Genomic DNA, 24,559 nt, shown 5'->3' with positions numbered 1-24,559 from the left:
GCGTCGTGGGCCGGGCGCCGCCGCCGGGACCGTTCACCGGGCGAAGTCCCGGTCGAGACATAGACTTGTCGACATGGACCGCCACCCAGGAGGAGGTCAGTCCCGATGGAGGCACGCACCGGCGACCGCCTGGTCACCCACGGCCGGACCGTGGGCCAGCACGACAAGGTCGCAGAGATCGTCGAAGTGCTCGGGGCCGGGGGTACTCCCCCGTACCGCGTCCGCTCCGACGACGGACACGAACATCTGATTTCGCCCGGTCCCGACAGCGTCGTGGAACACACCGGCGCCCGGAAGCGGCCCCCGGCCGCGTAGACCGTGCCCGGGGGCGCGGGCGGGCCGTCCGGTTCTCCGGCCGGCCCGTCCGCGGCACCCGTCAGCGGGGCGGGCGGGTCCGGTTGCGGTAGTGGTCGCCCACCACCCGGGCCATCGCCCCGATCCGGTCGGTGACCACGTCCTTCCCGGAGAAGAAGACATGGCCGCGGACCTGGTCCCGGTCGGCGGCGAAGTCGAGGTGGCGGGAGAGTTCGGCCGGGTCCTGCCAGGCGGCGGGCTGGGCCGGGTCGCCGGCCTTGTAGAGCGCCTCGCCCACGAACAGGTCGACGCCGGTCCCCCGTACGGTCTCGTTCCACCAGGTCAGCAGCTTGGCGTAGTCGGCGGCGGCGAAGCCGATGTTCCAGTAGATCTGCGGGCAGATGTAGTCGATCCAGCCCTTCCGGACCCAGCCGCGGGTGTCGGCGTGCAGGTCGTCGTACGTCTGCACCCCCGCCTTGGTGTCGGAGCCGAGCGGGTCGGTCGAGGCGTTGCGCCACACCCCGAACGGGCTGATGCCGAACTGGACGCTCTTCCTGATCTCCTTGATCCGCTCGGCGGTCTCCCGCACCAGCCGGTCGGTGTTGTCGCGCCGCCAGGCCGCCTTGTCCGGGAAGCCCGCACCGTACTTCGCGTACGTGGCGTCGTCGTCGAAGACCTGCCCGGCGACCGGGTACGGGTAGAAGTAGTCGTCCCAGTGAACGGCGTCGATGTCGTAGCGGCGGACCGCGTCGAGCATCGCGTCCTGGACGAAGCGGCGGACCTCGGGGATGCCGGGGTTGTAGTAGAGCTTCCCGCCGTACGGCAGGACCCAGTCGGGGTGGAGCCTGGCCGGGTGGGTGGCGGCCAGGCGGGACGGGTCGGTGTGGTTGGCGACCCGGTACGGGTTGAACCAGGCGTGCAGCTCCAGGCCCCGGCGGTGCGCCTCGGTCACCGCGGTGCCCAGCGGGTCCCAGCCGGGGTCCTTGCCCTGCACGCCGGTGAGGTACTGGGCCCACGGCTCGTACGGCGAGGGCCAGAGCGCGTCCGCGGTCGGCCGGACCTGGAGGACGACGGTGTTCAGCCGCAGGTCCACCGCCTTGTCCAGGTACGCGATCAGCTCGGCCTTCTGCGCCGCCGCAGACAGCCCCGCCTTCGAGGGCCAGTCGAGATTGGCGACGGTCGCCACCCACATGCCGCGCAGTTCGCGCCGGGCGGCGCGGCCGCGCCCCCGGTGCCCCGCCGCGCCGGTCCCCGGGACGTCGTTCCGCCGGGCCGGGACGGCCGCCGCGTCACCCGCCGCGACGACCGAGCCCATCACCCCCGCGACCACACCTGCCGCACCCGTCACAATGCCTCTTCGGGCCATCTGCCGCATTTCGCTGCACCTGCCGTCTCTCTGTGCTCGTCGTCAACATCCGTCGCCCCAGTTATCAGGCGTAACGCAGAGCATGCCCGCCCCGGCCCTCGCCGACCCGCAGGACGCGAGTAACGTCGTGGGGTCGGGGCGGGCACCGGAATCAGACGGGAACCCGCGACCCCCGGAACAGCGAAAGGCACGAGGTGACGGACTCTATGGCCGACATTGCACGGGTCGGAGTGGTGGGTTGTGGCCAGATGGGCGCGGGCATCGCCGAGGTGTGCGCCCGCAGCGGCCTCGACGTCCGGGTGGCCGAGACCACCGGCGAGGCGTTGGAGATCGGCCGCACCCGGCTGCACACCTCCCTGTCGAAGGCCGCCGAACGCGGCAAGATCACGGCCGAGGAGCGCGACGAGACGCTGGCCCGGCTGACCTTCACCACCGACCTGGGCGAGTTCGCCGACCGCGATCTCGTCATCGAGGCCGTGGTCGAGAACGAGCAGGTCAAGACCGAGATCTTCCAGGTGCTCGACCAGGTGGTGACCCGGCAGGACGCGATCCTCGCCTCGAACACCTCCTCCATCCCGCTGGTGAAGCTGGCCGTGGCGACCTCCCGCCCCGACCAGGTCATCGGCATCCACTTCTTCAACCCGGCCCCGGTGCAGAAGCTCGTCGAGCTGATCCCGGCGCTGACCACGTCCGACGAGACGGTGCGGCGCTCCGAGGCGCTGGTCCAGGACGTGCTGGGCAAGCACCCGATCCGGGCGCAGGACCGGTCCGGTTTCGTGGTCAACGCGCTGCTGATCCCGTACCTGCTCTCCGCCATCCGGATGTTCGAGTCGGGCATCGCCAGCCGCGAGGACATCGACAACGGCATGGAGCTCGGCTGCGCCCACCCGATGGGCCCGCTCAAGCTCTCCGACCTGATCGGGCTGGACACGGTCGCCTCGGTCGCCGACTCGATGTACGCGGAGTTCAAGGAGCCGCTGTACGCCGCCCCGCCGCTGCTCCAGCGCATGGTGGACGCGGGCCGGCTCGGCCGCAAGACCGGCTCGGGCTTCTACCCGTACGCCTGACCCTCCGCGGACGCCGCCTCGTACGGGGCCGGACCGGGCGATCCCCGGGCCGGCCCCGTACGCGTCCACCGGCGCTCCGGAGGGCGCTCACCCCAGCCGTAAGTGGTGGAGCATCATCAGCCCGGCGGCCATGCCCGCCGCCGGGACCTCGCCCCGGGCGATCAGCTCCGGCACCAGCTTGAGCGGCACCCACTCCCGGCGCGAGGACTCGAAGGCGTCACGGGGCTCGCCGGTCCAGGCCGCCTCCTCGGACCAGTAGAGGTGGTGCCGGGCGTCGGTGAGCCCGTTGGAGGGCTCGACGGTCAGCAGCGGACGGAGCGGGCCGGGGCGCCAGCCGGTCTCCTCCTCCATCTCCCGGGCGGCGGCGGACGCGAGGTCCTCACCGTCCTCCACGACCCCGGCGGCCAGCTCCCAGCCCCAGCTGTCCGTGATGAACCGGTGCCGCCAGAGCAGCAGCACCTCGTCGGCCGCGTTGACGACGGTGGCCGCCGCGACCGGACGCAGCCGGATGAGGTAGTGGTCGAGGTGCTGGCCGCCGGGGACGACCACATCCGCGAGGTTGACCCGGAACCAGCGATTCTCGTACACGGTCTGTTCGTTCAGATTCGCCCACTGCACGTTTCTGCCGCCTTTCGACGAAGAGGTGGCAATATCGCAGCAGGAGCGGCACCGGAACGGAACGCACCGGTCCAGGCGGAAGACGGCTCACAGCGGCACGCGGAGCGCTCCGTCGATCAGTTCGGCGGCCCGGCCCGCGTCCGCACAGCCGCTCGCGATCAACTCCTCGCGCACGGCGCACAGCCGGTCGCGCAGCCGCCGCGACTCCATGCCCCGGGCCCGCTCCGCCATCTCCACCGCCGTGGCCGCCGCCCGGTCCGCCTCGCCCTGGCGGAGCTCGACATGGGTGAGCATCGCGAGCCGGTGCACCCGGCCCCGGTCGTGCGCGGGGGTGCGCACGGCGTTGGCGGCATGCTCCCGGGCACCGGGCAGATCACCGATCCCCAGCAGCGCCTCGGCCACCTGCACGTCGACCAGCCCCGGCTGGACGTACCCGGTCTCGTCCGGCTCCCGGCCCGGGGTGATCCGGGCGGCCTCCGCCTCGGCGCGCCGGATGCACTCCCGCGCACCGGCCGCGTCGCCGAGCCGGGCGTACGCCTTGGCCTGCATCGCGTACAGGTCGGCGGCGAGCGCGGGGCTGATGTGCCCCTTGGCCGCCCGCAGCGCCGCCTGGGCGAAGGCCACCGACTGCCGGTAGTCGGCGAGCAGCAGCGACTGGTTGACCAGCAGGGCGATCACATAGCCGCCGAACCCCCGGTCGCCGCTCGCCTTCGCCAGCCGGAGCGCCTGGTGGAAGTAGCGCTGGGCGAGGCCGTGCGCGTCGGAGTCGTAGGCGCAGATCCCGGCGACCGCGACCAGGCCGCCCGCCGCCCGGTGCAGCCGCCGCCCCATCGCGTCGCTGTAGCCGCCGCGCAGCAGCGGTGCGGTCCCGGCGTTGAGGAAGCCGACGACGCGGGAGCGGGTCGCGATCCCGCCCGCCCGGCGGTACATCAGTTCGTAGTGGGCACGGGCCGCGCGCAACGTCACTATGTCGGCCATGGAGACCCGGGTCGGCCCGTCGCGGGACACGTCGAGGTCCTCCGGAGGGTTCTCCCACTCCCAGACCGGCATCACCGCCGCCGTGCCGGTGACGGCCGCGGGGACGAGGCCCCGCGGGCTCCGGGCGTCGTCGGACCGCCACAGCGCGGTGGCCCGCTCGACGAAGCCGCCCAGCGGGGAGGCGGGCACCACCGCGCCGGTGCCCGGGGCCGCCATGCCGATGTCGGCGAGCGCGACGGGCCTGCTCAGCCGGTGGCCGAGCACCTCGCAGATCAGGTCGGGCACCTCGCCGCGCGGGCGCTGCCCCTTCAGCCAGCGGGCCACCGCGGTGTGCTCGTACCGCAGCCGCAGACCGCGGACCCGCCCGGCCCGGTTGATGTGCGCGGCCAGACCGGCCCGGGAGACCCCCGCCTCCTCGATCAGGGCAGCCAGCAGAACGTTGGGCTCCGTTGCCCCCATGTGTGCCCCTTTAGGTGGTTCGGCACGCCGAGACGTGTCACACCAGTGGAGCACGATTCACACGGGGTGTGAATGCAATGCCCGAACCGTCCCGCCGCGCACCCTGTCGCACCGGCCCGGAGATCGGTTGAATCAGTCGTCTCGCAAGAGGCGGCCGGGTCGTCTGCTCCCCCTCGTACAGCACGACGGCCCGCTCCCGCACCGTCCGTCCCGCCGACCTGCCCGACACTCCGCGGCGGTACGGACGGTGCCGGACCGCACGGCCCACTGCCCATCGATCGGAGGGTGGAGCCGGGCCACCGGCCCGGACGCGGTCCTCACCGCCCGGCGAGCACGCGGGAGGGGCGCACCCGATGGCCGGGTGCGCCCCTCCTTGCTGTTCCGTGCGGGGTGCGGACGCTACGCGCCGCGCAGCACCGCGCCCGTCCGCTCGGTGGCGAGCGCCACCGCCGCGTCGCGCGCCGCCGACGCCTCGTCGACGGTCAGCGTGCGGTCCGCCGCGCGGAAGCGGAGCGCGTACGCCAGGGACTTGCGGCCCTCGCCGATCTGCTCGCCGGTGAAGACGTCGAACAGCCGCACCGATTCGAGGAGTTCGCCCGCGCCCTCGCGCAGCGCCCGCTCCACGTCGGCGGCCGGGACGTTCTCCGCGACGACCAGTGCGACGTCCTGGGTCGCCACCGGGAAGGTGGAGATCCGCGGCGCCCGGAGCGCGCCGTCGACGGCCTGCTCCAGTACGTCGAGCTCGACCTCCATGGCGCAGCTGCGCTCGGGGAGGTGGAGGTCCTTGACGACCCGCGGGTGCAGCTCGCCGGCGTGGCCGAAGAGGGTCTCCTCGCCGTCGACCAGGACGTACAGCGCGGCGCAGCGGCCCGGGTGCCACGGGGCGTGGCGGTCGCTGCGGACGATCAGCTCGACACCGGCCTCGCCGGCGATGGTGCGGGCGGCCTCGACGGCGTCCGCCCAGTCGGCCGGACGGCCCTTGCCCCACCAGCCGGCCTGCTCGCGGGCGCCCGCGAGGACCACCGCGGCCCGGCGCGGCTGACGCGGCAGCGCGGCGTCGAGCGCGGCGATCTGCTCGTCGGCGGGACGGTGGTCGACGGGCAGCCGGACGGCCTTGGTCTCGCCGCCGGTCGGCCGGAAGACCAGGCCGGTCTCGAAGAGCGCGAGGTCGTGGCTGCCGCGGCCGTCGTTGCGCCGCAGCGCGCCGAGCAGTCCGGGCAGCAGCGTGGTGCGCAGCGCGGGCTCCTCGTCGGAGAGCGGGTTGACGAGGCGGACGGTGCGGCGGCGGTCGTCCTCGCTGTCGAGCCCGAGCTGGTCGAGGACGGCCTCGCCGATGAACGGGTAGTTCAGCGCCTCCACGTAGCCGGCCCCGGCGAGCGCCCGGCCGATGCGGCGGTGCAGCCGCTGGCGGTCGGTGAGCCCCCGGCCGGACGGCGGGGTGGGAAGGGTGGACGGGAGGTTCTCGTAGCCCTCCAGCCGGATGACCTCCTCGGCGAGGTCGTTCGGCTCGCAGAGGTCGGGGCGCCAGGACGGCGCGGTGACGATCAGCTCGTCCTGCCCGTAGACGTCGCAGCCGACCTCCTGGAGGCGGCGTACGACGGTCTCGCGGCCGTACGCGACACCGGCCACCCGGTCGGGGTGGTCGGCGGGCATCGCGATGGTGCGGGGCGCGGAGGGCGCGCTGATCTCGGTGACCCCGGCCTCGGCGGTGCCGCCGGCGAGCAGCACCAGCAGGTCGACGGTGCGCTGCGCGGCGGCAGCGGCGGCCTGCGGGTCGACGCCGCGCTCGAAGCGCTTGGACGCCTCGGAGGACAGCTTGTGGCGGCGCGCCGTCCGGGCGATCGAGATCGCGTCGAAGTGCGCGGCCTCGATGACGACCTCGGTGGTGCGGTGCTCACCCTCCTCGACGTCCGCGATCTCGGTGTTGGCGCCGCCCATGACGCCCGCGAGGCCGATCGGCCCGCGGTTGTCGGTGATGACCAGGTCCTCGGCGTCCAGCACGCGGACCGTGCCGTCGAGGGTGGTGAGCTTCTCGCCCTGCTGGGCGCGGCGGACCCCGATCGGCCCGTCGACGCGGGTGCGGTCGTAGGCGTGCAGCGGCTGGCCGAGCTCCAGCATCACGTAGTTGGTGACGTCGACGGCGAGCGAGATCGGGCGCATCCCGGCCTTCTGCAGCCGGCGCTGGAGCCAGATCGGGGAACGGGCCTCGGGCTGGAGGCCGACGACGGTGCGCGCGGTGAAGCGGTCGCATCCGATCGGGTCGGCGATCTTGACCGGGTAGCCGTACGCGTTCGGCGCGGGCACGTCCAGCAGCGCCGGGTCGCGCAGCGGCAGCCCGTACGCGATGGCGGTCTCGCGGGCGACGCCGCGCAGGGAGAGGCAGTAGCCCCGGTCGGGCGTGACGGCGATGTCGAGGACCTCGTCGACGAGCTGGAGCAGCTCGATCGCGTCGGTGCCCGCCTCGTGCTCCGGCGGCAGCACGATGATGCCGTGCGTGCCGTCGTCGCCCATGCCGAGCTCGTCGGTGGAGCAGATCATGCCGTGCGAGGTCTTGCCGTACGTCTTGCGGGCGGCGATCGCGAAGTCGCCGGGCAGCACGGCGCCCGGGAGGACCACGACGACCTTGTCGCCGACGGCGAAGTTGCGGGCGCCGCAGACGATCTCCTGCGGCTCGCCGGTGCCGTTGGCGTCGCCGACGTCGACCGTGCAGAAGCGGATCGGCTTCTTGAAGCCCTCCAGCTCCTCGATGGTCAGCACCTGTCCGACGACCAGCGGGCCCTTGAGGCCGGCGCCGAGCTGCTCGACGGTCTCGACCTCCAGGCCGACGCCGACGAGCTTGGCCTGTACGTCGCGGCCGGTCTCCGTCGCCGGCAGGTCGACGTATTCCCGCAGCCAGGAAAGCGGGACGCGCATCAGATCTCCATCCCGAACGGCCGGGTGAACCGGATGTCACCCTCGACCATGTCTCGCATGTCTTCTACGTTGTGGCGGAACATCAGCATCCGTTCGATGCCGAACCCGAAGGCGAATCCGCTGTACTTCTCGGGGTCGACGCCGCAGGCGGTGAGCACCTTCGGGTTGACCATGCCGCAGCCGCCGAGCTCGATCCAGCCCTCGCTGCCGCAGGTGCGGCAGGGGCGGTCCGGGTTGCCGACGGACGCGCCGCGGCAGACGTAGCAGACCATGTCCATCTCGGCGGACGGCTCGGTGAACGGGAAGAAGTTCGGCCGGAGCCGGGTCTTCATGTCCGGGCCGAAGAGCGCCTGGACCATGTGGTCGAGGGTGCCCTTGAGGTCGGCCATGGTGAGGCCCTCGTCGACGGCGAGCAGCTCGATCTGGTGGAAGACCGGGGTGTGCGTGGCGTCGAGCTCGTCGGTGCGGTAGACGCGGCCGGGGCAGACCACGTAGACCGGGGGCTCGCGGTCGAGCAGAGTGCGGGCCTGGACCGGCGAGGTGTGGGTGCGCAGCACGACACCGGACTCGTCGGTCTTGGCGCCGTCGGCGCCCTGGACGAAGAAGGTGTCCTGCATCTGCCGGGCCGGGTGGTCGGGCACGAAGTTCAGGGCGTCGAAGTTGAACCACTCCGCCTCGACCTCGGGGCCCTCCGCGATCTCGTAGCCCATGGCGACGAAGACGTCCGCGACGCGCTCCATGATCGTCGTCAGCGGGTGCCGGGCCCCGGCCGGGACGCGGTCGTACGGCAGTGTGACATCCACCGCCTCCTCGACCAGCACGCGGGCGTCCCGCTCGGCCTCCAGCTCCGTCTGGCGGGCCGCGAGGGCGCGGCCGACGGCGGCGCGGGCCTGGCCCACACGCTTGCCGGCCTCGGCCTTGGCCTGCGGCGGCAGTGCGCCGATCTCGCGGTTGGCGAGCGACAGCGGCGACGTGCCCGACGTGTGCGCGGTCTTCGCCTGGGCGAGCGCGTCGAGGTCACCGGCGGCGGCGAAGGCGGCGAGCGCCTCGTCCCGCATGCGCTCGATCTCTTCCGGTTTCAGTGCCTCGACCTCGACTGGGTCGTACGACTTGTTCGGTGCCGACATCTCTTCCCGTGCTTCCGATTGGCTGATACTGCGCTTGCCGGGGAACGTCCCGGCCCCCATGGCCCCGATCGACGACTGGAGGACGCAAAGGTGCCAAAGGTCGAGTCTAAGGGCCACCGGATGTGCAAAGGGTCCGTGGGCGGTCCGGTCCCGCCCGTGGCCCGCCGCCGGCCCGCTCGATCGCTCCGCGACCGGGCCGGGTGACGGGACGGCCCTCAGTTCATGTACGCCGGCGTGCTCACCGGCAGAATAAATCGGAACTCCGCGCCGCCGCCGGGGCCGCGGCCGACCGTGATCGTTCCGCCGTGCGCCTCGACGATGCCCTTGACGATGTAGAGGCCGAGGCCCGTGCCGCCGCGCTTGCTCCCCCGCCAGAAGCGGGTGAAGACACGGCCCATCGACTCCTCGGGGATGCCGGAGCCCTCATCGCTCACGGTGACGGCCGTTCCCTTCTCGTCGCTCTTCGCGGGTGCGGGTTCGACGTCAATGGTGACGGTTCCCTCGCCGTGCCGCACCGCGTTTTCCAGGAGGTTGCCGAGCACCTGGTCGACCTTGTCCGGGTCGGCCCAGACCGCGGGCAGCGGCTGGCAGGTGCGGACGAGGAAGCGGTCGGGCGGGAGGCCGCCGGCCGTGAGGGCCTGGACGTGGCGTTCAACGGCGGCGGAGAGGTCGACGGGCTGGCGGCGCAGCTCCAGGCGGCCCGAGTCGATCCGGGAGATGTCGAGCAGCTCGGCGATGAGCCGGGTGACCCGGCCGGCGTCGGCGTCGACCGTCTCCAGCATCAGGCGCTTCTGGTCGTCGGTGAACCGCTCCCACTTGGCAAGAAGGGTCGCGGTGAAGCCCTTGACGGAGGTCAGCGGGGAGCGCAGCTCGTGGGCGACCGTGGCGATCAGCTCGGCATGGCTGCGCTCGTTGCGGCGGCGGGCCTCGGTGCCGCGCAGCGACACCACCACCCGGCGCACCGGCCCGGTCGGGTACTCGCGCACGTAGCGGGCGGAGACCAGGACCTCCCGGCCGCAGGGCAGCAGCAGATGGCGCTCGGGCTGGCCGACCCGGGTGGCGAGCCCGCCGTACGGGTCGGTCAGGGGCCACCAGCGGCGGCCCTTGAGGTCCTCCAGGGGCAGGGCGCTCTCCAGGGGGCTGCCGAGGGCGGTGTCCCGGGGCACCGCGGTGATCCGGACGGCGGCGGAGTTGAAGCAGATGATCCGGCCGGTCTCGTCGGCGACGACCAGGCCGTCGGGCAGGTCGTCGGGGGCGAGGCCCGTGGAGACGGCCCCGGGCTCCGCGATGCCGTCCGCCGCGAGGGGTCCACCGGCGTGCACGACGGCCGCGTGCGTCCCGTACGGCCTGCTCATGCCGACAGCCATATCCCCTATCCCACCTCTCGAACCGGTGCAGTGGGCCCCGAGTGCGCCACCCTACTAGTCGTCGGTGACGGAGCGACACCCTGCGGTGGCTCTGGGGGACCGGCCGGCCCGCGGGGTCAGCTCCGGCGCTGGGCCCGCGCGGAGGCGTACAGGCAGACGGCCGCCGCCGTGGCCAGGTTGAGGCTCTCCGCCCTGCCGTGGATGGGCACCCGCACGACGGCGTCGGCCAGCGCCCGGGTCTCCTCGGGCAGGCCCCACGCCTCGTTGCCGAAGACCCAGGCGGTCGGGCCTCCCATGGTCCCGGCGTCGAGCTCGTCGTCGAGGTCGTCGGCGCCCGCCCCGTCGGCGGCGAGGATGCGCACGCCCGCCTCCCGCAGCCCGCTCACGGCCTGCTCGACCGGTACGCCGACGGCGACCGGCAGGTGGAAGAGCGAGCCGACCGAGGCCCGGACGGACTTGGGGTTGTAGAGGTCCACCGAGGCGTCGGTGAGCACCACGGCGTCGGCGCCCGCCGCGTCGGCGCAGCGCAGCACCGTACCGGCGTTGCCGGGGTCGCGTACGTGGGCGAGGACGGCGACGAGTCTCGGCCCGGCGGCGAGGATCTCCTCGAACGGGGTGTCCAGGAAGCGGCAGACGCCGATCAGCCCCTGCGGGGTGACGGTCTGCGAGACGTCGGCGAGCACGCCGCTGTCGGCGAGGTGCACCCGGGCGCCCGCCTCGTGGGCGGCGGCGACGATGTCGGCGTACCGCTCGGCCGCCTCGACCGTGGCGAACAGCTCGGTCAGGGTGGGGGTGCCGTCACCGCCGCGGTGCTCGGCGGCCTCCCGCACGGCCTGCGGCCCCTCGGCGATGAACCGGCGCTCCTTGCCGCGGAAGTTGCGCTTGGCCAGCCGCCGGGCGGCGGTGACGCGCGGGGATCGCGGGGAGATCAGTTCGGGGGTGCCCATGGTCGGCGGCCTCTCTGGGTACGGAGGGGGCGGACGTGCGAAACGGTCGTGCAACGCACCGGACCCGCAGACGGCGGGCGCCTGCGGGTCCGGCTCGGAAGGCTGGAGGTGCGACCTGGATCAGGCGGCCTTCGGGGCGTTGACGTCGCTCGGGAGGGCCTTCTGGGCAACCTCGACGAGAGCGGCGAACGCGTTGCTGTCGTTGACCGCGAGCTCGGCCAGGATCTTGCGGTCCACCTCGACGTTGGCGGCCTTCAGACCCTGGATGAGGCGGTTGTACGTCATGCCGTTCTGGCGGGCAGCGGCGTTGATGCGCTGGATCCACAGCTGACGGAAGTCGCCCTTGCGCTTCTTGCGGTCGTTGTAGTTGTAGACGAGGGAGTGGGTGACCTGCTCCTTCGCCTTGCGGTACAGGCGGGAACGCTGGCCCCGGTAGCCGCTGGCCTGCTCGAGGATCGCCCGACGCTTCTTGTGAGCGTTTACTGCCCGCTTGACGCGTGCCACTTGTTAACTCCTTGTAGCGGGGCCGTGGTTGGACTCACACGACCCGAAAACGATTCGGTCCCGGTCTGGGGCGAATGCACCGCCCGCGAATGCGCCGCCCACGGATTCACCGCGGGCCGCGGACTCACTTGCCGAGAAGCTTCTTGATCTTCTTGGCGTCGGCCGGAGCCGCCACGACCGTGCCGGTCAGCGAGCGGGTCTTCTTGGACGACTTGTGCTCAAGAAGGTGGCGCTTGCCCGCGCGCTCACGGAGCACCTTGCCGGAGCCGGTGATCTTGAAGCGCTTGCTGGTACCGCTGTGGGTCTTGTTCTTCGGCATCGCGCCGTTCTCTCCTCGTCAGTGGCGCCCCTCGCGGTGCGGGCACCGGACAGCAGGGGCGTCAGATCTTGATGGGGGCTTCCGGGGAGACCCGGGGCCGCCTGGTTGGCGGCCCCTGGGGTCAGGCCTCGGAAGGTGTCTCGGCCGGAGCCTCGGCGTCGGGGGTGGAACCCTGGCGCTCCGCCTTGCGGGCGGCCTGGGCCTCACGTGCCTCGGCCATGGCTTCGGTCTTCTTCTTGTGCGGGCCCAGAACCATGATCATGTTCCGGCCGTCCTGCTTCGGGTTGGACTCGATGAAGCCGAGTTCCTCCACGTCCGAAGCCAGACGCTGGAGCAGACGGAAGCCCAGCTCGGGTCGGGACTGCTCACGACCACGGAACATGATCGTGATCTTGACCTTGTCGCCCTGCTTGAGGAACCGGACGACGTGACCCTTCTTGGTGTCGTAGTCGTGCGGGTCGATCTTCGGCCGGAGCTTCATCTCCTTGATGACCGTGTGCGCCTGGTTCTTGCGCGCCTCACGGGCCTTCATGGCCGACTCGTACTTGAACTTCCCGTAGTCCATGAGCTTGCACACGGGCGGACGGGCGGTCGCCGCCACCTCGACCAGGTCGAGGTCGTACTCCTGTGCGAGCTCCAGGGCCTTGGCAAGCGGGACAATCCCGACCTGCTCGCCGCTGGGACCGACAAGTCGCACCTCGGGAACGCGAATCCGGTCGTTGATGCGGGGCTCGGCGCTGATGGATCCTCCTCGGTAGCACCACGCGGCCGCCTGGCGGACAGCCACGTAACGTCTGTTTCCTAAAACCAACCGCACCAGTGCATGAAAAATGCCCCGGACGGGACACAGGCGGGGCTCCTGGAACAACCGGAACCACCGCGGTCAACCGCGGGGCACATCGGGCGGTCCCATCGTCCGTACGGAACGATGGCCACCGCCTGACCGGATGACCCGCCGCCCGATGGGGCGGTCAGGTGGGAGATCGGAGCCTCCACTTGTGGGCCGGGCACATAGCTGCCCAGCCGGTCGTTACACAAGGTTAGCAGCTCCCCGGGGCACGCGCTAACCCGCTGCCGTCCGCCGCTCCCGCGGACGGGGCGGCTGCGGGGTGGGCCTATCGTAAGGCCCATGAGTGACGCGACCCCCAGCAGTGATTCCCCCGGCTTCGACGACATGGCCCGCGACATCGCGGAGGTGCCCGCGGTCGAGGTGATCGTGACGGTCGCGGTCAATCTGATGAGCGCCGCCGCCGTGAAGCTCGGGCTGACCGAGGACGGCGACCAGCACAAGGACCTCGACGAGGCCCGCAAGCTCGTCCACGCGCTGGCCGGCCTGCTGGACGCCAGTACCACGGAGATCAGCTCCTTCCACGCGGCCCCGCTGCGGGACGGCCTGAAGTCGCTCCAGCTGGCCTTCCGCGAGGCCTCGCTGGTGCCGGACGAGCCCGGTCAGGGCCCCGGCGAGAAGTACACCGGTCCCGTCTTCGGCTGAGAACCGGGAGTCCCCCGGTCCGTGAACGCGTGAGCCCCCTGCCGCACACCGGCAGGGGGCTCACGCGTTCGGCGGGGTCCGCGCGTTCAGCGGGTGAACAGGGGCTCGCCCGGCGCGGCGGCGTCGGCCGGCAGCAGGGCGAGGTCCAGTCCGCGCACCAGGCGGGCGCGGAGGGTCTCGTCGGCCGCCAGCCGCCCGGCGACCCGGCGGGCCGCCTCGGCGGGCTCCGCGCCGGGGGCGAGGACCAGGGCGAGGGTGCCGTCGGTGCTGCCGGGGCCGAGGTGGGCCCGGAGGACGGTGGGCTCGGCGGCGACCGCCTCGCGCACCGCCGAGGTGACGGCGGGGTCGTCCAGCGGGTCGGCGCTGGTGCGGCCCTCGGCGAGGGCGAGCAGCGCGGGGCCGGTCAGTTCGAAGGCGACCGGTCCGGCCATGTCGAGGACGACCGTGTCCGCCTTCTCGTGCGCGGCGGCCTGCAGCGCCTGGTGCAGGGGGACGGCGACGGGGCGGGCCGCCGGGTCCCAGCGGGCCAGCGAGTCGGTGGAGGTGAAGGCCGGCAGGGCGCGGCGGTCGCCCGCCTGGAGCGTGGGGACGGCCATGTCGCTGGTCTTCTCCCGACGCAGCCCGTTCTCGTCCTCCTCCACCTCCCCCAGGACGGCGACGACCGGGACCAGCAGCCGGGTGCCCCGGAGGGCTTCGAGCACCGGGCCCACCGCTGTGCGGTCCTCGGCCCAGGCCGCCAGGGCCGCGGTGAGTGCCGGGTCGGCGGAGCCGTCGTCGTCGGAGTATCCGGGGTCCGGAATGTTCTTCTGCGCCACAGGGCGAGCGTAGTGCCTGGGTCCTCCCGCCCCGGCAACAGGGCGGGGGTCAGCGCCGGGCGGCGGTGCGGCCCCGGCCGCGCCAGAGCACCACGGCGGTGGCCAGCAGGACCGCGCCGAGGCCGCCCGCGCCGGCGGCGAGCCAGCCGGCCGGCCCGCCGTCGTGGTGCGCGGCGGCCGGTCCCGGGCCGAAGTACCGCTTCCGGTAGCCGGCCTCGGCGGATTCGGCGCGCATCCCGGCGGGGCGGAGCGCCGCCCCGGCCTCGATCGCCGCGGCCGGGTCGACGATGCCGTAGCCGCGGGCGTCGTCGCGGCCGGACGCGGGGGCGCCGCGAGCCGTGTCGGTGAGCAGCTTCTTGATCTGGGCGGGCGACAGTCCGGGGTGGGCGGCGCGGACCAGCGCGACGGCGCCCGAGACGAACGCGGCGGCGGCGGAGGTGCCCCACTCCACGTAGTACTGGCGGTCCGGCGAGGCGACGACGACATCGACCCCGGGGGCGCTGACCGTGGCGTACCAGCGGCGGGTGGAGAACGCGGCGTGGGTGCCGTACCGGTCGACGGCGGCGACCGCGATCACCCCGGGGTAGGCGGCGGGGTACGAGATGTGGTCGCCCTTCTCGCCCCCGTTGCCGGCGGAGGCCACCACGACGGCCCCCTTGCCCAGCGCGTACCGGATGGCGGCGTCCTCGCCCGCCTCGGGGTGGGCGGACCTGCTGTCGTCGCCGAGCGAGAGGTTGATGACGTCGGCGCCGTGGTCGGCGGCCCACCGGATGCCGTCGGCGAGGGCCGTGCCGCGTGACTTGCGGGCCTTGGAGCGGGCCGGGTCGGAGGCTTCGAGGATCACCCGGACGGGGAGGATCCTCGCCTCGGGCGCGATGCCGAGCACCCCGTCGTCGCGGGCCGGGCCGTGCCCGCGGCCCGCGATGATGCCCGCCATCGCCGTACCGTGCCGGGCCCAGGAGCGGTCGCCCCGGCGGGCTCCGAAGCCGATCATGTCCTTGCCGGGCAGCACCTGGCCGGCCAGGTCGGGCAGGCTGCCGTCCACGCCGGTGTCGACGACGGCGACGGTGACGCCCCGGCCCTTGGTGGTCCGCCAGGCCTGGCCGGTGTGGAGCGCGTCGAGTCCCCACTGCTGGTCCCGGATGGCGTCGGCGCCGGCCGGGTGCGCGGGCAGCAGCGCGAGCGCGGTGGCGGCGCAGACCGCGCCGAGGACGCGGTGCCGGCGTCGGCTGCGGCTCATTCCGGCTTCTCCATGAGGTCGGTGACGGTACGGCGCAGGCCGCGCTCGATCCGGTCGGCGATGCCCTTGGCCTCGTGGCCCATTCCGGCCTGGGCGGCGGCGGTCGTGGCGCCCTCGGTCACGGCAGCCGCGGCGGGCTGCGGGTCGGTGACGGTACGTCCGTCGGCGAAGCCGGAGACCGCGAAGACGACGGCGGGCGCCTCGGTCAGCACATGGACCGACCAACTGGCCCGCTGCCGGTCGCCGAATCCGGCGGCGGCCGTTCCCTTGATCGGGTAGGCGCGGGGCATCAGATCGGTGCGCCGGTCCAGACGCTGGTCGGCGAAGCGGGCGCTCAGGGCCTTCATCGCGGCCGCGTCGCCCTCGGTGAAGACGATGCCGACGGTGGTGACGCTGCTGGTGGTGGCGTCGACGTAGGTGGCGCGGACCAGCCGTTCGCAGCCGGCCGGGCCGAGCGCCCGGGCCAGCAGCGGGTCCAGGGCGGGGCCGCAGCCGCTGTCCGGGGCGACGGCGAGGCGCGTCCAGACCCGGTCGGCGCCGCCGGGGCCCGCCCCGTCGCCGCGCAGCGTGCGGGGGAAGAGGGTGTCCACGGGGACGCTGTGCCAGGCGGACCGGCCCACCGCGTAGGCGCCGCTCGCGCCGTCGGCCGAGGAGTCGCTGGTGAGCCAGGCCCCGGTGGCCGCGCCGCCGATCAGCCCGAGGCCGAGCACGACGCAGACCGCGGCGGCCGCCGTCCGGGCGGGATGGCGGGTGCGGATCGGGCGCAGCCGGGTGGTGGTCTCGGCGGGCGTCTCGGGGCGCGGGGCGGCGAACGGCCTCGGGTACACGTACGGGCCGGGGCGCGGCGGGGCTCCCGGGGGCGGTGTCAGGTCCACCGCTCCGACGGGCCTGCGCCGGGTGGCCGCGGGCGGCTGTGCGGGGACCGGCGGGATCCCGGGCCCGGGGGCCGGGGCGGGAACGGGGGCGCCGGCGGGAGGCGCGGCGGGGGCCGGCGGGACGGGCCGGAGCCGGGTCGTGGTCTCCGGGGAAGGGCCGGGCACGGCGGACGGCGGCACGACGGGGTGCGGCGCGGCGGGGTGCGGCGGGGCGACCGGATCCGCAGCGGGCGCGGGCGGGGTCGGTGCCGGGGGGCCCGAGGGCTCCGACGGGGTCGTGGGGCGGGGCGGGACAGGAGCACGCTGCGCCTCGGTACTCATCCGTCTCCCTGGTCCCGTTCCGTACCGTGCGCGGATCAACGTCGCAGGCAGGCCCGTCGGTTGCCGCGTTCCGTCACTCTACGGGGTGGGACCGTCCCGGCGGGAGCCGCTCGTCCGACCCCTGGCGATCTGCGCGGAACATCCCCCTACCCAGCGGTACGGACGTCTGGCAAGCTGCGGCCATGACTGCCCGTGCCGCTGACCGGACCCGGTACAACCGGGCCACCGCCCATCTGGACGCCCCGATCGCCGTCGTCGATCTGGACGCGTTCGACGCCAACGCCGACGATCTGGTCCGCCGTGCGGGCGGAAAGCCGATCCGGGTGGCGAGCAAGTCGGTGCGCTGCCGGGCGCTGCTGGAACGGGTGCTGGCCCGGCCCGGTTTCGCCGGGATCATGTCGTTCACGCTGGCCGAGTCGCTGTGGCTGGCGCGGGCCGGTTTCGAGGACGTTCTGCTGGCCTATCCGACGGCCGACCGGGCGGCGCTCGCGGAGCTGGCCGCCGATCCGAAGCTGGCCGCCGCGGTGACGGTGATGGTCGACGATCACGCGCAGCTGGAACTGATCGACGCGGCCCGGGCGGGCGGCGGCGAGGAGATCCGGGTCTGCCTGGAACTGGACACCTCGCTCCGGATGCTCGGCGGCCGGGTCCGGATCGGCGCCCTGCGCTCCCCGCTGCGCTCCCCCGCCCAACTGGCGGAGCTGGCGCGCTCGGTGGCGCGCCGGCCGGGCTTCCGCCTGGTGGGGCTGATGGCGTACGAGGGGCACATCGCCGGGGTCGGGGACGCGGTCGCGGGCCGGCCGCTGCGTTCCCGGGCGGTCCGGCTGATGCAGGCCGCGGGCCGTAAGGAGCTGGCCGCGCGGCGGGCCGAGGTGGTGCGCGCGGTACGGGCGGTGGCGCCGGACCTGGAGTTCGTGAACGGCGGCGGCACCGGCAGCGTGCAGCACACGGCGGCCGAGCGGGCGGTGACCGAGATCGCTGCCGGGTCGGGGCTCTACGTGCCGAGGCTGTTCGACAACTACACCTCGTTCACGGCCCGTCCGGCGGCGCTGTTCGCGCATCCGGTGGTGCGCCGCCCGGGGGTGGGGGTGGTGACCGTGCTCGGCGGCGGCTACCCGGCGTCCGGTCCCGCGGGCCAGGACCGGCTGCCCGTGCCGTACCTGCCCGAGGGGCTGCGCTACGACCCGCAGGAGGGGCCGGGCGAGGTGCAGACGCCGCTGCTCGGTGCCGCGGCCGACGATCTGCTGATCGGCGACAAGGTGTGGTTCCGGCACGCCAAGGCCGGTGAGATGTGCGAACGCTTCGACGCGTTGCAGCTGATCGAGGGCGACCGGGTGACCGCGACCGTGCCGACGTACCGGGGCGAGGGCCGCACGTTCCTCTGAGCCGGGCGGGGCCGGGGCTCAGGGACCGATCGAGCTGCCCACGCCGCCGCTCGTCACACTGTCGCCGACCGGCCGGATGCCCCGGGTGAGGGTGTCCATGAGCGCGAGCGGGGGCCCGTCCGGGCCCGCGTCGAAGGCGTACCGCACGATGACCGGTGCCTCGGAGCCGACGGTGGACGGGAAGACCAGCGACTGCACGTAGCCGCCGGGGCCCTTGCCCGTCCGCACCCGCCAGCGCACCTGGTAGCCGGCGCGTCCGGCGACGGCCACCTGCGCGGAGGCGAGCCGCTGGTGGGAGACGATGCCGCCGTGGGGGCGGTCGCCGACGAGGTTCTCCCCGTAGGCGGCGTCCGCGGCGGTGGCGATGTCCCGCTCGGCGAGCTCCCGGACGGAGGTGGTGTCCGTGGCGTTCGCGGTGCGGCTGGTCACCGTGCCGTGGTAGCAGAAGGCGGAGGTGCCGCCGGGGCAGTCGTAGGAGCCGACGGTGCGCATCGTGAGGACCTGGTCGACGGTCCGGCCGGGCTTCTCCCAGCCGTCGGGGATCGGCAGCGTGATGCCGTTGAGCTGGTCGACGAGGAGCTTCGCGTCGTCCCCGGCCGGTGGCCCGGTGGGCGACGGGGTGCCGGTCGCGGTGGCGGTCGGGGGTACGGAGGTGGCGGGTGCGGCCGAGGGCCCCGGGCCGTCCCCGTCCCGGCCCAGCAGGACGGCCGCGGCGACGGCGGCGCCGACGACCAGCAGCCCGGCGGCGGCGAGCACGGCAGTACGCCGGCCGGAGCCGCTGCCGTACCGGACGGTGGCGGCCGGTACGGGCGGGGCGGGGGCAGTCGGGGCCGGGGGAACGGGGGCCACGGGGGCTGTCGGGCGGAGGTGAGCGGTCCACGCCGCGCCGTCCCACCAGCGCTCGCTGCCCGGCGTCGCGGCGTCCGGGTACCAGCCGGGCGGTGTCGCGTTGCTCATGCGCCCACTCTAGGGTTCGCTGACCGGCCCGATCCGGCCGTTGGCGGCTTGCCCGAAACGTCCCTCCCGGGGCGCCGGGCCATCGGGGGAGCCTCCGCGCCGTACCGGCCGGAAGCTTATGGTGTGGGAGTGAACCATTGATGATCGGCCATCGGACGGACGGTCGGCCGTGCGGCCGGGAGGGGAACGGGGCGTGACCGGGGACAGCGAGTTCGTGGACCGCCTGACGCCCGCACTGCGGCCCGTCCGGGCGGGGAACGGTTTCGAGGAGGCGCTGGAGCAGATCCTCCAGGTGATCCGGCTGGGACTGGTGCCGGGCGGCGGACGACTGCCGGCCGAGCGCGACCTCGCCGAGCGGCTCGGGATCAGCCGGGTCACCCTGCGCGAGGTGCTGAAGGTGCTCCAGGACCAGGGCCTGGTGGAGAGCAGGCGCGGCCGGTACGGCGGCACGTTCGTCCGGCCGCGCGCCGACAGTCCCGGCGGGGACGAGCTGCGCCGGAGGGTGGCCTCGGTCGACATCGAGGACGTCCTGCGCTTCCGCGAGGTGCTGGAGGCCGGGGCGGCCGAGCTGTGCGCGGCACGGCGGCTCACCGGCGGGGAGGCGGACCGGCTGCGGGCGGCGCTGGCGGCGACGCACGAGGCACCGCTGCCGGACTACCGCAGGCACGACACCCTCTTCCACCTGACCCTGGCCGGGCTCGCCGGCTCCGCCTCGCTGACCGCGCAGTACGCGGCCGTCCGGGCCACGCTCAACGACCTGCTCGACTGCATCCCGCTGCTGGTGCGCAACCTGGAGCACTCCCAGCACCAGCACACCGCCCTGGTAGAGGCGGTCCTCGCGGGGGACGGGGAGGCGGCGCGCGCCGTGGCGCGCGAGCACTGCGCGGGCACGGCGGCGCTGCTGCGCGGCTTCCTCGCCTGACCGACGGCACTCCGGGGAACGCAAAGGTCCACCTTCGCACCATTGCGTGGGCCGGGTCAGGCGGCCGGGTCCCCGAGCCGTCCGCGCAGCCAGCGCAGCGCCGCCATGCCCTGGGCCCGCTGGAAGGCGCGCAGGGTCGGGAGCCCGGGAGGAGCGGGGCGGAGCGCGTGGGAGAGGAAGTAGCCGGTCAGCGCGGCGAGTACCGCCGTCACCCCCGCCGGATCGGCGTCCCGGCCCAGCGGGTGCGCGGTGAAGAGGGCCTCCGGGTCGGGGCCGCCCTGTGCCGCCACGCACGGCGCCATCGCCAGCAGGTCGAACCAGGGGGCGGCGCGCACCGCGTGGGGCCAGTCGACGAAGTACACCCGGTCGTCGGTGAGCAGGATGTTGTCCGCGCGCAGGTCGCTGTGGGCGAGGCTGTCCCCGGAGGCCGGGCCTTCCCAGCCCGCCTCAAGTTCCGCGAGGAGGCCCAGACGGCGCGCGGCCCACGGGTCGAGCCCGTCCGCGCCGCCACCGGCCAGCAGGGTCCGCCAGCCGCTGAACATACTGGCCTTGCGGACGGCCACCGCGGGCGCGTCGACCGGGGCCGGGGTCAGGGCCGCGCCCAGCTCGGTGACGGCCGCCAGGACCCGGTCCAGCTCGGCGGCGTCCCAGGGGACCCGGGGCTGCCGGCCGTCGATGTCCTGGAGCACCAGGGCGACCCGGAAGCCGTCGTCGTAGGAGCCGAGCAGCCGGGGTGCGGGGGTGCCGGGCGGGAGGGCCGCGGTGTGCCGGGCCTCGGCGCGGTGCAGGGCCGGGCTGTCGGGGTTGGTCTCGGCGCTCACCGCCTTGACGAACGCGCGGCGCCCGTCGGCGAGCCGGACCCGGGCGGCGACCCCGGGCGAGAAGCCGCCGTTCTGGCTGTGCGCCTCGACGACCGGGGCACCGAGGATGTCCTCGACGGCGCCGCGGAAGCGGGCGGGCAGACCGGACCAGGGGTGGCGTACGCCGGAGGCGGGAGGCGCGATCACGTTCATCGCGGCATCCTGCCAGCCCGGGTGCGCCGGCGCCCAGCCGTTTTGCCCGGGCCCGGGTCAGTACGCGGGGCGGGCGTCCCGCCCGGTCAGGGAGAGCAGGTCGCGGGCCGGTCCCGTCGGGCGGTGGCCGGAGGGCCAGACGGCGCGCAACTGGCGCCGCAGGCGTACCCCGGCGATCGGGACCTTGACCAGGCGCCGGGCGGACAGCTCCTCGCCGAGCGCCAGTTCGCTCAGGACGCAGGGCCCGGCGCCGCTCTCCGCCGCGCCCTTCACGGCGGTGGTGGAGGAGAGTTCGAGCAGGGGCTGGGCGAGGCCGCCGTGCACGGCGAGCGCCGCGTCCAGGACCTGGCGGGTACCGGAGCCGTGTTCGCGCAGGACGAGCGGGGTGGCGGCCAGTTCCTGCGGGGTGAGGGGGGCGCGGCGGCGGGCCCAGGCATGGGACGGGGCGACCACGACGACGAGGCGGTCGTGGGCGATGACCGTGCCGTCCAGCCCTTCGGGCACGGTGAGGCCCTCGACGAAGCCGAGGTCGGCCTCGCCGGTGAGCAGCCGGGCCGCCACCGCCGCGGAGTTCCCCGCCAGCAGCGAGACCGCGGTGTCCGGCCGTTCGGCGCGCAGCGCTATCAGCCAGCCGGGCAGCAGGTACTCGGCGATGGTCATGGAGGCGGCGACCCGGAGCCGGGAGTCGCGCCGGTCGCGCAGCGCCTGGGCGCCCGCGTCGAACGCCTCGGCGGCCTCGACGACCCGGCGGGCCCAGTCGGTGACCAGGGCCCCGGCGTCGGTGAGCCGGGAGCCGCGCGGTGAGCGGTCCAGCAGGGCCACGCCGAGCTGCCGCTCCATGGACCGGATGCGGCTGCTGGCAGCGGGCTGGCTGACCCCGACGTCCCGGGCCGCCCGCCCCAGGCTGCCGTGCCGGGCGACGGCGAGCAGCAGCTCCAGTGCGCCCAGGTCGGGGACCCGGTGGGAGAGCGGGGCAGGTACGTCACCAGTCATAAGCCCACTTTATGACCTCATAGAAGCGGGACGTCTGGTGGGGCCGCGGCCCGCGCCGGGAAAATCGTGGCATGGCCATCTTTCCGCAGACCTCGCACTCCCCCGCACCGGCTCCGGCCGCCGATCGGCTGCCCGCCCTGCGGCATCTCGGCCCCAACTGGTACGCGGCGGTCATGGGCACCTCGATCGTCGCCAGCGCGGGGGTCGCGCTGCCGGTCCACGTCGCGGGTCTGCGGACCTTCTGCACGGTGGTGTGGGTGCTCGCGGCGGTCGCGCTCGCCGTGGTGCTGGCGGCCCGTGCCGGGCATTGGGCCGCCCACCGCGACCAGGCCCGCCGCCATCTGCTCGACCCCGCCGTCGCCCCGTTCTACGGCTGTCTTTCGATGGCGCTGCTGGCGGTCGGGGGCTCGACGATGGTGGTCGGGCGGGACGTCATCGGGCACGGCGCGGCCGTCGCGGTGGACGTGGTGCTGTACACGGCGGGCACGCTGACCGGCCTGGCCGCCGCCGTCGCCGTTCCCTATCTGATGGTCGTGCGCCACCGGATCGAGCCGGGCACCGCGTCACCGGTGTGGCTGCTGCCGCTGGTGGCCCCGATGGTCTCCGCGGCCCTGGGGCCGCTGCTGGTGCCGGAACTGCCGGCCGGTCAGTGGCGGGAGGCGATGCTGCTGGCCTGCTACGCGATGTTCGGGCTGAGCCTGCTGGCCACGCTGGTGATGCTGCCGCTGATCTTCGCCCGGCTGGTCCACCAGGGGCCGCTGCCGCTCGCGCTGACCCCCACGCTCTTCCTGGTCCTCGGCCCGCTGGGGCAGTCGACGACCGCGGTCAACCAGCTCGCCGACGTGGCGCCGGGTGCGATCGGGGCTCCGTACGCCGGGGGGCTCGGGGTGTTCGCCGTGCTGTACGGGGTGCCGGTGATGGGGTTCGCGCTGCTGTGGCTGGCGCTGGCCGTCGCGCTGGTGGTGCGGGCCGCGCGCAACGGGATGACCTTCGCCATGACGTGGTGGGGCTTCACCTTCCCGGTCGGGACGTGTGTCACGGGCGCGGCCGGTCTGGCCCGGCACACCGGGCTCACCGCGTTCACCTGGCTGGCCGTCGCGCTGTACGTGCTGCTGGTGACGGCGTGGGCGGTGGCCGGGGCGCGGACGCTGCGCGGGCTGTTCAGCGGAGTGCTGCTCGCAGCGCCGCAGGCGCCCGCACCAGCGACGGTCCGTACCACGTGAGGTACCGCCCGTCGACGAGTGCGGCGGGCAGTCCGGGGAACGCCTCGGGCCCGTCGTCCGCGGTGAAGCGGTACGGCTCGTCGGGGAGCACCACCAGCTCGGCACCCGCCGCGTTCAGCTCGTCGAGCGGGACGCGGGGATAGCGCTCGGCGTGGCCCGCGTAGACGTTCTCGACGCCGAGCCGGGCGAGCAGGTCACCGGCGAAGGTGTCGCGGCCCAGGACCATCCAGGGGCGGCGCCAGACCGGGACCACGGCGCGGCGCGGTGCCGGGGGCGGGGACGCGGCCGCCCAGGCCGCTTCGGCCTCGTCCAGCCAGCGCGGCCGGGGCAGGCCGCAGGCGGCCAGTACGCGGGCCAGCTCCGTGAACGCCTGGTCGAGGGTGCGGACCTCGGTGACCAGCACCTCCGTACCGGCGGACCGGAGCGCGGCGAGGTCGTCCGCGCGGTTCTCCTCCTCGTTGGCGACGACCAGGTCGGGCCGGAGCGCGAGCACCGCCGCGACGTCGGGGTTCTTCGTCCCGCCGATCCGGGCGGCGGTGAGGCCGGGCGGGTGGGTGCACCAGTCGGTGACGCCGACGAGCAGTCCGGGGGCGGTGGTGGCGACGGCCTCGGTGAGCGAGGGGACCAGGGAGACGACCCGCACGGCTGTCCCCGTCAGCGGCGCGGGTCGAAGGTGGCGTCGATGTGCTCGGCGACCGCGACGACCAGCAGCCGGGTCTCCGGCACCGTGGCCCGCCAGCGGTGCCGCACCCCGCCGGACAGGAAGAGGGTGTCGCCCTCCTCCAGCCGGTACGCCTGCCCCTCGGCCTCCACCTCGGCGGCGCCCCGGACCACGTACATCACCTCGTCGTTGCGGTGCTGGAACTCGCGCCCGAGGTCGAGCTCGCCGGTGAACTCCAGGGCGCTGAGCTGGTGGCGGCCGCGCACCACCCGGCGTGTCCCGTCGCCCGCGGCGGCGCGTACGACGTCGACGGCGCGCGCGGAGTCGGCGGCGGCGCGCAGCCGGGCCGTGGTGGTCTCCAGGGCGCGGGCGACCCGGTCCAGGGACCGGGCGCTGGGCCGGGCCCGCTCGTTCTCGATCTGGCTGAGGAACGGCACGGAGAGGCCGCTGCGGTCGGCGACCACGGCCAGTGTGAGCCCCAGGGTCCTGCGTCTGCGGCGGACCGCGGCGCCCACGCGGAGTGCTTCCTTCTCGTCCATGTCCGGCTCCCTCCCGACTCGCCATCCTCCCGGGTGCCGGCGGTTTACGCACACGGTTGCGCAAGGTGGGCCGTCCGGCGGACGTCCCGGAGTCGGAAAATCCGTAAAAAGAGGGTGGGCACCGCCTGTGACGGTGCCCACCCTCTCGCGTGCTGCGGTGCCGT

General features: G+C 74.3%; 24 protein-coding genes. 6 read left to right on the top strand and 18 right to left on the bottom strand.

Annotation, left to right across the window (positions count from 1 at the left end; all coding sequences use genetic code 11):
- The first annotated feature begins 105 nt into the window (after window positions 1-105).
- Complete coding sequence (locus ACIQGQ_RS19510; protein WP_352277532.1) at window positions 106-315, top strand: DUF1918 domain-containing protein; 210 nt, start codon at window positions 106-108, stop codon at window positions 313-315.
- Between the two features lie 61 nt (window positions 316-376).
- Here the strand turns inward: ACIQGQ_RS19510 and ACIQGQ_RS19505 are convergent, their stop codons facing one another.
- Window positions 377-1,642, bottom strand: coding sequence for a glycoside hydrolase family 10 protein (locus tag ACIQGQ_RS19505; RefSeq protein WP_402397404.1), 1,266 nt, complete (start codon window positions 1,640-1,642; stop codon window positions 377-379).
- 224 nt (window positions 1,643-1,866) lie between these two features.
- On the opposite strand from ACIQGQ_RS19505, the gene ACIQGQ_RS19500 reads away from it, so the two are divergent.
- Window positions 1,867-2,727 carry a 3-hydroxybutyryl-CoA dehydrogenase gene (locus ACIQGQ_RS19500; protein ID WP_366290337.1) on the top strand — a complete coding sequence of 287 codons (861 nt, stop codon included), beginning with the start codon at window positions 1,867-1,869 and terminating at the stop codon, window positions 2,725-2,727.
- An 87-nt stretch (window positions 2,728-2,814) separates the two neighbouring features.
- Here the strand turns inward: ACIQGQ_RS19500 and ACIQGQ_RS19495 are convergent, their stop codons facing one another.
- The 9 genes from ACIQGQ_RS19495 to infC form a co-directional block, all read right to left on the bottom strand.
- Complete coding sequence (locus tag ACIQGQ_RS19495) at window positions 2,815-3,345, bottom strand: NUDIX hydrolase (protein ID WP_402397400.1); 531 nt, start codon at window positions 3,343-3,345, stop codon at window positions 2,815-2,817.
- Window positions 3,346-3,432: 87 nt separating this feature from the next.
- Window positions 3,433-4,782, bottom strand: coding sequence for a transcriptional regulator (locus ACIQGQ_RS19490; protein ID WP_402397397.1), 1,350 nt, complete (start codon window positions 4,780-4,782; stop codon window positions 3,433-3,435).
- Between the two features lie 399 nt (window positions 4,783-5,181).
- Window positions 5,182-7,695 (bottom strand): phenylalanine--tRNA ligase subunit beta, encoded by a 2,514-nt coding sequence (gene pheT / locus ACIQGQ_RS19485; RefSeq protein WP_402397395.1) that lies wholly within the window; start codon window positions 7,693-7,695, stop codon window positions 5,182-5,184.
- On the bottom strand, window positions 7,695-8,822 hold the full coding sequence (gene pheS, locus ACIQGQ_RS19480; protein ID WP_402397392.1) for a phenylalanine--tRNA ligase subunit alpha: 1,128 nt from the start codon (window positions 8,820-8,822) through the stop codon (window positions 7,695-7,697). Before pheS ends, pheT begins: the two co-directional genes overlap by 1 nt.
- A gap of 215 nt (window positions 8,823-9,037) precedes the next feature.
- Complete coding sequence (locus ACIQGQ_RS19475) at window positions 9,038-10,189, bottom strand: ATP-binding protein (RefSeq protein ID WP_402397390.1); 1,152 nt, start codon at window positions 10,187-10,189, stop codon at window positions 9,038-9,040.
- 116 nt (window positions 10,190-10,305) lie between these two features.
- A complete protein-coding gene (locus ACIQGQ_RS19470; RefSeq protein ID WP_402397387.1) occupies window positions 10,306-11,136 on the bottom strand; it encodes a TrmH family RNA methyltransferase in 831 nt (276 codons plus the stop codon).
- A gap of 120 nt (window positions 11,137-11,256) precedes the next feature.
- Window positions 11,257-11,640, bottom strand: a complete 384-nt coding sequence (rplT, locus tag ACIQGQ_RS19465; RefSeq protein ID WP_366290316.1) for a 50S ribosomal protein L20 — start codon at window positions 11,638-11,640, stop codon at window positions 11,257-11,259.
- A gap of 124 nt (window positions 11,641-11,764) precedes the next feature.
- Window positions 11,765-11,959 carry a 50S ribosomal protein L35 gene (gene rpmI, locus ACIQGQ_RS19460; protein ID WP_352277545.1) on the bottom strand — a complete coding sequence of 65 codons (195 nt, stop codon included), beginning with the start codon at window positions 11,957-11,959 and terminating at the stop codon, window positions 11,765-11,767.
- Between the two features lie 121 nt (window positions 11,960-12,080).
- Complete coding sequence (gene infC / locus ACIQGQ_RS19455; RefSeq protein ID WP_366290312.1) at window positions 12,081-12,746, bottom strand: translation initiation factor IF-3; 666 nt, start codon at window positions 12,744-12,746, stop codon at window positions 12,081-12,083.
- Window positions 12,747-13,088: 342 nt separating this feature from the next.
- On the opposite strand from infC, the gene ACIQGQ_RS19450 reads away from it, so the two are divergent.
- Window positions 13,089-13,451, top strand: a complete 363-nt coding sequence (locus ACIQGQ_RS19450) for a DUF1844 domain-containing protein (protein ID WP_402397384.1) — start codon at window positions 13,089-13,091, stop codon at window positions 13,449-13,451.
- A gap of 86 nt (window positions 13,452-13,537) precedes the next feature.
- Here the strand turns inward: ACIQGQ_RS19450 and ACIQGQ_RS19445 are convergent, their stop codons facing one another.
- From ACIQGQ_RS19445 to ACIQGQ_RS19435, 3 genes are read right to left on the bottom strand one after another with little or no spacing between them, the layout of a single operon-like run.
- On the bottom strand, window positions 13,538-14,266 hold the full coding sequence (locus ACIQGQ_RS19445) for an SseB family protein (protein ID WP_402397382.1): 729 nt from the start codon (window positions 14,264-14,266) through the stop codon (window positions 13,538-13,540).
- A 49-nt stretch (window positions 14,267-14,315) separates the two neighbouring features.
- Window positions 14,316-15,506 (bottom strand): type VII secretion-associated serine protease mycosin, encoded by a 1,191-nt coding sequence (mycP, locus tag ACIQGQ_RS19440; protein ID WP_402397379.1) that lies wholly within the window; start codon window positions 15,504-15,506, stop codon window positions 14,316-14,318.
- Entirely contained in the window at window positions 15,503-16,381 is an 879-nt protein-coding gene (locus ACIQGQ_RS19435) for a hypothetical protein (protein ID WP_402397376.1), read from the bottom strand. Before ACIQGQ_RS19435 ends, mycP begins: the two co-directional genes overlap by 4 nt.
- 503 nt (window positions 16,382-16,884) lie before the next feature.
- Between ACIQGQ_RS19435 and ACIQGQ_RS19430 the strand changes: the two genes are divergently transcribed.
- Window positions 16,885-18,087, top strand: coding sequence for an amino acid deaminase/aldolase (locus tag ACIQGQ_RS19430; protein ID WP_402397373.1), 1,203 nt, complete (start codon window positions 16,885-16,887; stop codon window positions 18,085-18,087).
- A gap of 18 nt (window positions 18,088-18,105) precedes the next feature.
- Here the strand turns inward: ACIQGQ_RS19430 and ACIQGQ_RS19425 are convergent, their stop codons facing one another.
- Window positions 18,106-19,044, bottom strand: coding sequence for a DUF2510 domain-containing protein (locus ACIQGQ_RS19425; RefSeq protein WP_402397371.1), 939 nt, complete (start codon window positions 19,042-19,044; stop codon window positions 18,106-18,108).
- Between the two features lie 193 nt (window positions 19,045-19,237).
- Here ACIQGQ_RS19425 and ACIQGQ_RS19420 point away from each other — a divergent pair, with 193 nt between their 5' ends.
- On the top strand, window positions 19,238-19,966 hold the full coding sequence (locus tag ACIQGQ_RS19420; protein ID WP_402397368.1) for a FadR/GntR family transcriptional regulator: 729 nt from the start codon (window positions 19,238-19,240) through the stop codon (window positions 19,964-19,966).
- 56 nt (window positions 19,967-20,022) lie between these two features.
- Here the strand turns inward: ACIQGQ_RS19420 and ACIQGQ_RS19415 are convergent, their stop codons facing one another.
- Window positions 20,023-20,979 (bottom strand): aminoglycoside phosphotransferase family protein, encoded by a 957-nt coding sequence (locus ACIQGQ_RS19415; protein ID WP_402397365.1) that lies wholly within the window; start codon window positions 20,977-20,979, stop codon window positions 20,023-20,025.
- Between the two features lie 57 nt (window positions 20,980-21,036).
- A complete protein-coding gene (locus ACIQGQ_RS19410) occupies window positions 21,037-21,972 on the bottom strand; it encodes a LysR family transcriptional regulator (protein WP_402397362.1) in 936 nt (311 codons plus the stop codon).
- A gap of 71 nt (window positions 21,973-22,043) precedes the next feature.
- Between ACIQGQ_RS19410 and ACIQGQ_RS19405 the strand changes: the two genes are divergently transcribed.
- Window positions 22,044-23,195, top strand: coding sequence for a TDT family transporter (locus tag ACIQGQ_RS19405; protein WP_402397359.1), 1,152 nt, complete (start codon window positions 22,044-22,046; stop codon window positions 23,193-23,195).
- On the opposite strand, the gene ACIQGQ_RS19400 is transcribed toward ACIQGQ_RS19405, so the two are convergent.
- Entirely contained in the window at window positions 23,134-23,838 is a 705-nt protein-coding gene (locus ACIQGQ_RS19400) for a helical backbone metal receptor (protein ID WP_402397357.1), read from the bottom strand. The genes ACIQGQ_RS19405 and ACIQGQ_RS19400 overlap by 62 nt on opposite strands.
- An 11-nt stretch (window positions 23,839-23,849) precedes the next feature.
- Window positions 23,850-24,395, bottom strand: coding sequence for a helix-turn-helix domain-containing protein (locus tag ACIQGQ_RS19395; RefSeq protein ID WP_402397355.1), 546 nt, complete (start codon window positions 24,393-24,395; stop codon window positions 23,850-23,852).
- Window positions 24,396-24,559: the final 164 nt, after the last annotated feature.

This window comes from Streptomyces sp. NPDC092952, from assembly GCF_044754785.1.
Taxonomy (GTDB): domain Bacteria; phylum Actinomycetota; class Actinomycetes; order Streptomycetales; family Streptomycetaceae; genus Streptomyces.
Note: the sequence above shows the minus strand (reverse complement) of the source record. Positions and strands in the feature narration are given on the sequence as shown.

What these genes read in the sequence shown, in the direction of transcription:
- ACIQGQ_RS19510 (WP_352277532.1), top strand. Translation starts at nt 106, where the DNA reads ATGGAGGCACGCACCGGCGACCGCCTGGTCACCCACGGCCGGACCGTG.
- ACIQGQ_RS19500 (WP_366290337.1), top strand. Translation starts at nt 1,867, where the DNA reads ATGGCCGACATTGCACGGGTCGGAGTGGTGGGTTGTGGCCAGATGGGC.
- ACIQGQ_RS19490 (WP_402397397.1), bottom strand. Translation starts at nt 4,782, where the DNA reads ATGGGGGCAACGGAGCCCAACGTTCTGCTGGCTGCCCTGATCGAGGAG.
- pheT (WP_402397395.1), bottom strand. Translation starts at nt 7,695, where the DNA reads ATGCGCGTCCCGCTTTCCTGGCTGCGGGAATACGTCGACCTGCCGGCG.
- pheS (WP_402397392.1), bottom strand. Translation starts at nt 8,822, where the DNA reads ATGTCGGCACCGAACAAGTCGTACGACCCAGTCGAGGTCGAGGCACTG.
- ACIQGQ_RS19475 (WP_402397390.1), bottom strand. Translation starts at nt 10,189, where the DNA reads ATGGCTGTCGGCATGAGCAGGCCGTACGGGACGCACGCGGCCGTCGTG.
- ACIQGQ_RS19470 (WP_402397387.1), bottom strand. Translation starts at nt 11,136, where the DNA reads ATGGGCACCCCCGAACTGATCTCCCCGCGATCCCCGCGCGTCACCGCC.
- rpmI (WP_352277545.1), bottom strand. Translation starts at nt 11,959, where the DNA reads ATGCCGAAGAACAAGACCCACAGCGGTACCAGCAAGCGCTTCAAGATC.
- ACIQGQ_RS19450 (WP_402397384.1), top strand. Translation starts at nt 13,089, where the DNA reads ATGAGTGACGCGACCCCCAGCAGTGATTCCCCCGGCTTCGACGACATG.
- mycP (WP_402397379.1), bottom strand. Translation starts at nt 15,506, where the DNA reads ATGAGCCGCAGCCGACGCCGGCACCGCGTCCTCGGCGCGGTCTGCGCC.
- ACIQGQ_RS19430 (WP_402397373.1), top strand. Translation starts at nt 16,885, where the DNA reads ATGACTGCCCGTGCCGCTGACCGGACCCGGTACAACCGGGCCACCGCC.
- ACIQGQ_RS19425 (WP_402397371.1), bottom strand. Translation starts at nt 19,044, where the DNA reads ATGAGCAACGCGACACCGCCCGGCTGGTACCCGGACGCCGCGACGCCG.
- ACIQGQ_RS19415 (WP_402397365.1), bottom strand. Translation starts at nt 20,979, where the DNA reads ATGAACGTGATCGCGCCTCCCGCCTCCGGCGTACGCCACCCCTGGTCC.
- ACIQGQ_RS19410 (WP_402397362.1), bottom strand. Translation starts at nt 21,972, where the DNA reads ATGACTGGTGACGTACCTGCCCCGCTCTCCCACCGGGTCCCCGACCTG.
- ACIQGQ_RS19405 (WP_402397359.1), top strand. Translation starts at nt 22,044, where the DNA reads ATGGCCATCTTTCCGCAGACCTCGCACTCCCCCGCACCGGCTCCGGCC.
- ACIQGQ_RS19395 (WP_402397355.1), bottom strand. Translation starts at nt 24,395, where the DNA reads ATGGACGAGAAGGAAGCACTCCGCGTGGGCGCCGCGGTCCGCCGCAGA.